This window comes from Methanocalculus sp., from assembly GCF_029762515.1.
Lineage (GTDB): Archaea > Halobacteriota > Methanomicrobia > Methanomicrobiales > Methanocorpusculaceae > Methanocalculus.
In genome coordinates, this window is the sequence record NZ_JARVGN010000108.1 from 1 (window position 1) to 5,834 (window position 5,834).

4 protein-coding genes and 1 pseudogene are annotated in these 5,834 nt (G+C 36.8%); all 5 read right to left on the bottom strand.

Annotation, left to right across the window (positions count from 1 at the left end):
• Positions 1-236: pseudogene (locus tag QCH34_RS05235) on the bottom strand (phenylphosphate carboxylase subunit delta); the annotation flags it as partial.
• A gap of 4 nt (positions 237-240) precedes the next feature.
• Positions 241-1,215, bottom strand: a complete 975-nt coding sequence (locus QCH34_RS05240; protein ID WP_300331222.1) for a KpsF/GutQ family sugar-phosphate isomerase — start codon at positions 1,213-1,215, stop codon at positions 241-243.
• Complete coding sequence (kdsA, locus tag QCH34_RS05245; protein WP_300331225.1) at positions 1,212-2,033, bottom strand: 3-deoxy-8-phosphooctulonate synthase; 822 nt, start codon at positions 2,031-2,033, stop codon at positions 1,212-1,214. The genes QCH34_RS05240 and kdsA overlap by 4 nt, the downstream gene beginning before the upstream one ends.
• 18 nt (positions 2,034-2,051) lie before the next feature.
• Positions 2,052-2,822: a 3-deoxy-manno-octulosonate cytidylyltransferase gene (gene kdsB, locus QCH34_RS05250; RefSeq protein ID WP_300331227.1), complete on the bottom strand. Its 771-nt coding sequence runs from the start codon at positions 2,820-2,822 to the stop codon at positions 2,052-2,054.
• Between the two features lie 38 nt (positions 2,823-2,860).
• Complete coding sequence (locus tag QCH34_RS05255) at positions 2,861-5,575, bottom strand: polysaccharide pyruvyl transferase family protein (RefSeq protein ID WP_300331231.1); 2,715 nt, start codon at positions 5,573-5,575, stop codon at positions 2,861-2,863.
• Positions 5,576-5,834 lie beyond the last annotated feature (259 nt).

The window sequence follows — 5,834 nt, forward strand, 5'->3', positions numbered from 1 at the left end:
CCTTGAAATAAATAGTCAATCCCAAGTTCCTTAGCTCTCCGTTCAACCGCTTTTGAGTGGCGACTTGTGATGATTCCCGTTTTAATTCCTACGCTTTTCGCTAATTTTATTCCCATCCCATCATGTACGTGAAAAAATTTTAATTCCTCATTTTCTCCCAAAATGATTTTGCCATCTGTTAATACACCATCAACATCCATCAATATTAATTTGATTTCTTGTAAGGACGAAGTCATTCAATCATGCGACTCCTGATTTAACTAGATCATGTATCCTGAGCATTCCAATGGGTTTTTCATCAGCATCGATAACCGGGAGAACACTGATCTGTTTTGGTCTATCTTCCATTAATTTGACGGCTTCGACGGCTAATCTTCCAGATTCGATACATATTGGATTTTTTGTCATGATTTCGTGAATAAATCGTTCTAGAATATTTTTATGGGTTTCAATACCCCTCCGCAAATCACCATCAGTAATTATTCCTACAAGTCTTCCCGAGGAATCAACGACGCTTACTGCTCCCAGTCCCTTTTGACTGATCTCAATAATTGCATCTTTCATTGTGTGATTTTGGAGTATAATTGGATTAATTTCACCCATATGCATGACATCGTCGACTTTGAGAAGTAATTTCTTGCCAATGCTTCCTCCTGGGTGAAAAATTGCATAATCTTCGGTTTTAAATCCTCTTTCTTCAAACAGTACTAAAGCGAGGGCATCTCCCATTGCAAGAGTCGTTGTGGTACTTGAAGTTGGTGCAAGATTTAATTCTCCGGCTTCTCTTTCGACACCGATATCTAATATTACATCCGAATACATCGCCAGAGTTGATCTTCTTTTCCCGGTAAAAGCAATGATGGGAACACCAATTCGTTTCAAACTTGGCATTATATTTAACAATTCTTGCGTTTCGCCGCTATTGGATATTAACAAAGCCACATCGTTTTCAACAACCATCCCGAGATCTCCATGTAATCCTTCTGTAGGATGGATAAAAAATGAAGGAGTGCCAGTACTTGCAAGAGTTGACGCAATTTTCTTTCCAATTAATCCAGATTTTCCAACACCACTGACAATTACTCTTCCATTATTACTCAAAATAATATCAATGGCTTTTACAAAATTATCGTCTATATTTTCCTTCATTTTTAATAAAGCGTCAATTTCAACCTGAATAATATTTTTTGCTTCGTTAATTCGATTATTTTTCATATCGTATTCACCAATTTATTTATTTGCACAACACTAGTCAGAATATCTTCTAAATCATTGATATGTATCATGTTATGACCGTCACATGGAGCATTGTCTGGATCATCATGAATTTCCATAAATAATGCGTCTATTCCAACTGCTGCTGCTGCTCTCGTCAAATAAGGGACAAATTTGCGCTCCCCTCCTGAACAATTTCCTAATCCGCCAGGTATTTGAACCGAATGAGTTGCATCGAACATAATTGGGTAGCCAAATGATCTCATAATCACTAAAGAACGCATATCGACTACTAAATTGTTATATCCGAATGATGTTCCTCTTTCCGTTAAAATTATGTTCTTATTACCGCAAAATTCGATTTTCTCAATTATCTTATGGACATCTCGAGGAGCTAAAAATTGGCCCTTTTTAATATTCACTGGTTTTCCTGTTTTTGCTGCTTCACAAAGTAGATCCGTTTGTCTGCAGAGGAAGGCCGGAATTTGGAGAATATCAAGTACCTCTGCTGCATCTTGAACCTGGTTTGGCTCATGAATATCTGAAATGATCGGTAATTTTAGTTCATCTTTCACATTTTGCAAAATCTTTAATCCTTTTTTTAAACCAGGCCCTCGATATGACTTAATAGATGTTCGATTTGCTTTATCGAAGCTCGCTTTTAAAATAATGGGTATGTTGTGTTTTTCTGCAACCGCTTTAATTTTCATTCCCAAATCTATAAGATGCTCCTCACTTTCGATGACGCAAGGCCCTCCAAAAAGCACCAGGGGATTGTTTGCACCGATTGTAATGTTTCCAACCTTTATCGTATGCATATAAATCACCAGTTATCTTTACAAAATTTTACATTCGTTTTCCATTATTAATTGGACTTTTTCTAAATCTTCTGGCGTGTCCACACTTATTGAATTATAATCAGTTTCAACGAGTTTTATATTGTATCCATTCTCAAGGACTCTCAATTGTTCTAATTTTTCACTTATCTCTAGCGGCGTGGGTTTTAAGTTTGAATATTTTATGAGAAAATTTCGTCTGTACGCATATGCTCCGAGATGTTTATAGTACATTACCACGCCATCTCCTCGTTGGTATGGTATGAGAGATCTTGAAAAATAAAGTGCAAAGTTGGAACGATTTTTCACCACTTTGACAACATTGCTATCATATAATTCCGTTTCATGCTGTATTCGTGTTATAAGTGTGGACATAACGAGGGTGTGATCCTTCAAGAGCGGTTCGATCATCTGATCAATCGCTAGTGGATTTATTTGAGGTTCATCGCATTGAATATTTACAATTATTTCACAATTATCTGGTAAAGACTCTGCTATCTCTGCGATACGGTCTGTTCCCGATTCATGATTTTTTGACGTATATATTACATTTCCACCGAATTCTACGACAGCTTTAAATATCCTCTCTTCATCAGTTGCGATAATTACAGAAGTAGCAAGTTTTGATTTTTCCGCTTGTTTATATACATAATAAATCATTGGTTTGCCATTAATTTTGGCTAGGGGTTTTCCTGGAAACCGCGTCGATCCATATCTTGCGGGAATAATTATTGAGACCTTGCCATCGGTTTTTTTATTCATTATGTCCATAATCAAATCTACCCCTTAGAAGATTGATTTATTGGAGATCATAATTTAATCCCTTCATACTCAATTAAGTACCGTTTTATTGCCTCTCCGTCAGATTCTATTAATTTATTTAGGTTCAGATTGATTTGATCTCTTTCATTTTTGTTATCATCAATAATCGCATCTATAATCTCCTTAAAGCATGATTTATCAAATAAATCCGTTTTATTGATTATCCATTTTTCTTGACCGAAAAATGACAGAGCGCCTTCATTTTTTCGTTGATAGTAATCATCTAATGCTATGGCAATGGTGGGAACCCCATTTCCCATAGCAAAAATTATTGGGTGATGCTTCATGGTTATGCAAAAAACCGATTTTTTAATTATACCTCTAATAAATTTGTAATCATAGTCATATTCTACAACATGAGCATCATTGAACATCCTGAGCCTTACCTCATTGCAGGCATCCTCATCTGACGGGTGCATTGGTATGAAAACAATTTGTTTTCCATATTTGTCGATAACGTAATCGCAAATTTCTGCGAGTGTTTTCATGATCCGTCTTGAATCTTGATATTTTTGTTTAAAATAGTGAACATTAACAACAACATAAGGACAGGAAGGATCGAATCCACGAGAAAACAGGTACTTATTCACAATATCGTCATTTACTGTTTCGCAAAATAGTGCATCATCAAATGTAACTTTTATATGGTCTCCATTCAAGCCGATGGAATTTAAGTCTCTAATTGATCCTTCAGGATCGCGTAAATAAATTAGCTTGGCCTTTTTTAGACCCCAGGATGCAATTTTTTTATGGATAACGCTATTAAAGACGCCAATAGTATGTCCCGATAAGATACACGGCGTTTCCAATATATCCGCAATCCTGATTAGAAGCATATTATCCCATAAGCGACTTGATGTGGGGCCCGTCAAGTATCCCCCACCACACAGGTGTAATACATTTGCCTTAGAGATTGACTTTATCAGGTCGATTTCTTCCTGATGAAGACCAACTACCGGCCACCCGTTTTTAAATAAAAAGGAATTTATCAATATATATGGGGCAACAAGAGCAAAGTTCCATTTAAACCAGATATTTGATGCGCCGTAATTGGGTCGCTTATTGGAATTGAAGAAAATAACCCTTGGTGCCAGATTTGCTTGCTCATTGTGTGTATTTTTTGTATATTGAGGGTTGGGAGATAATATGTTAATTTCTACATTTGGAACCACATCTCTCCAATGTTTAAGATTAGCAGCAAGTTGGGCCTCATCACCAACGTTTTTATAGCCATATCCACCCGAAATGACGACGCTATAGTCATTATTTTTTGATGTCTTCTGTATTGAAATTGGATTGAAAACAATCGCCTTTATTCGATGAATTATTGGGAATAATAGATATTCTAAATATTTCTTTAATTTAATTCCTTTTTGTAAAATCTTCTCACCGAAGTCAAAAGTATGCAACAAAACCTCTGATAATATTTCAAAAGAGGATATGGGTGTTTTATTGTATATTTTTGAAGTAAATTTTAAAAATAGTAGATATTTTATATGTGTTATAGATGCAACATTTATCCTTGAAAGTTTATTTGAATCCGAAAACTTGACAATTTCGAGATTTATTGATTTTTTCCAAGAAAATCGCTTAAAGACGTCAATATGCTTAAATTTGGAGGTTGGTTTTTGTGAGTTTAAAATTTCATCAGCATCGCATTTTTTCAGAAATATGAATCCTTCTTCTTGCATTTGTGTCAATATTTCGTTTAATTGGGGATTTCGAATTATGAGAAGTGAGATTCCCAGGGGTTCATCACTAAACCGTCCCCATGCATCCTTTACTGACAGATCGGCATCAATGCCATAAAAATCAGGGCAATATAAACAGGATTCAAACGCAAAAAAGTAATTTCGCCATGCTCTGGTAAAGGGCGATTCAAATCGATTTCTTTTGATTTCTTTGCTATTTGATTTAATGAAAGTGTAAAAATTGTTGGCATCAGCCATATTCGTATCTTTCATCCGAAGATTTATGCGGAAATGTTCATTTCGTTGAATATTTTCTTTCACTGCAAGGTAATCTGAAAAACATCCACTGACGTTGTGACTGCAGACCGGACAAAACGTAAATTTGATTTTACATCTGATGTTTTCTGGCAGGTTGGTTAGTCCTCGAATTATACATGGCACTCCGACAACAGCATATGTTTTTGATTCTCTTTGAACTACCTTCAGTACTTCTTCGTAACATAGTGGATGATAATGGGAACTTCTCGATTTATCCAATTCCTGGACTGAATCAATTATTCTCATTTCAAAGTGGGGATTTCCAAGAGTCGAATTTAATGGATATGATGTAATAATGGCATCAACTAAACCCCGCTCCAGAAGAAATTTTGAAACCGCGCTTAATGTACCGCCAGATGCACTATGGAGGCGGTTTCGTTCATTCAAGTCATAGGACAAATAATAGTGCCCAGTATCTGGAAGTCCACACTTTTCTCCATGTTCCTTCGCTATCTGAGCATATTTCGCCAGGATTACCGGCGAATTGGGGCATTTTTTATAGCAGATTCCACATTGGTTACAATTACTAAAATCGATCTTTGGCTCCCATGTCTGGTTCTGGTTCCAGGATAACTCTATCGCGTCATTAGGACATATGACGGAACAAATACCGCAACCTATGCACAGATTTTCCTTTTTAATAAGGTCAACCGTCTCTTTAGCCATTCTCTCCTCATAAATGATTGATGACATAATTTATATTTAGTAGATTTTGCTGGATCGCCCCTTGCTGATGGATAGGAGTGCATGTAATATTCTCCCATCCTTTTACTGGTAGGCAACGACAAAGCAGACTGTTCATCCGCCCGATTGGTACAGCTCGTAGTACTTCCCCCGCGTATCCATCAATTCGGCGTGGGTGCCGCTCTCCACGATCTTTCCCCTGTTCATGACATAGATGATGTCGGCCCGCCGGATCGTCGAGAGCCGGTGGGCCACGATGAAGGTGGTG

Excerpts from the sequence above, each read along its gene's own strand:
- QCH34_RS05240 (WP_300331222.1), bottom strand. The coding sequence starts at position 1,215 with ATGAAAAATAATCGAATTAACGAAGCAAAAAATATTATTCAGGTTGAA.
- kdsA (WP_300331225.1), bottom strand. The coding sequence starts at position 2,033 with ATGCATACGATAAAGGTTGGAAACATTACAATCGGTGCAAACAATCCC.
- kdsB (WP_300331227.1), bottom strand. The coding sequence starts at position 2,822 with ATGGACATAATGAATAAAAAAACCGATGGCAAGGTCTCAATAATTATT.
- QCH34_RS05255 (WP_300331231.1), bottom strand. The coding sequence starts at position 5,575 with ATGTCATCAATCATTTATGAGGAGAGAATGGCTAAAGAGACGGTTGAC.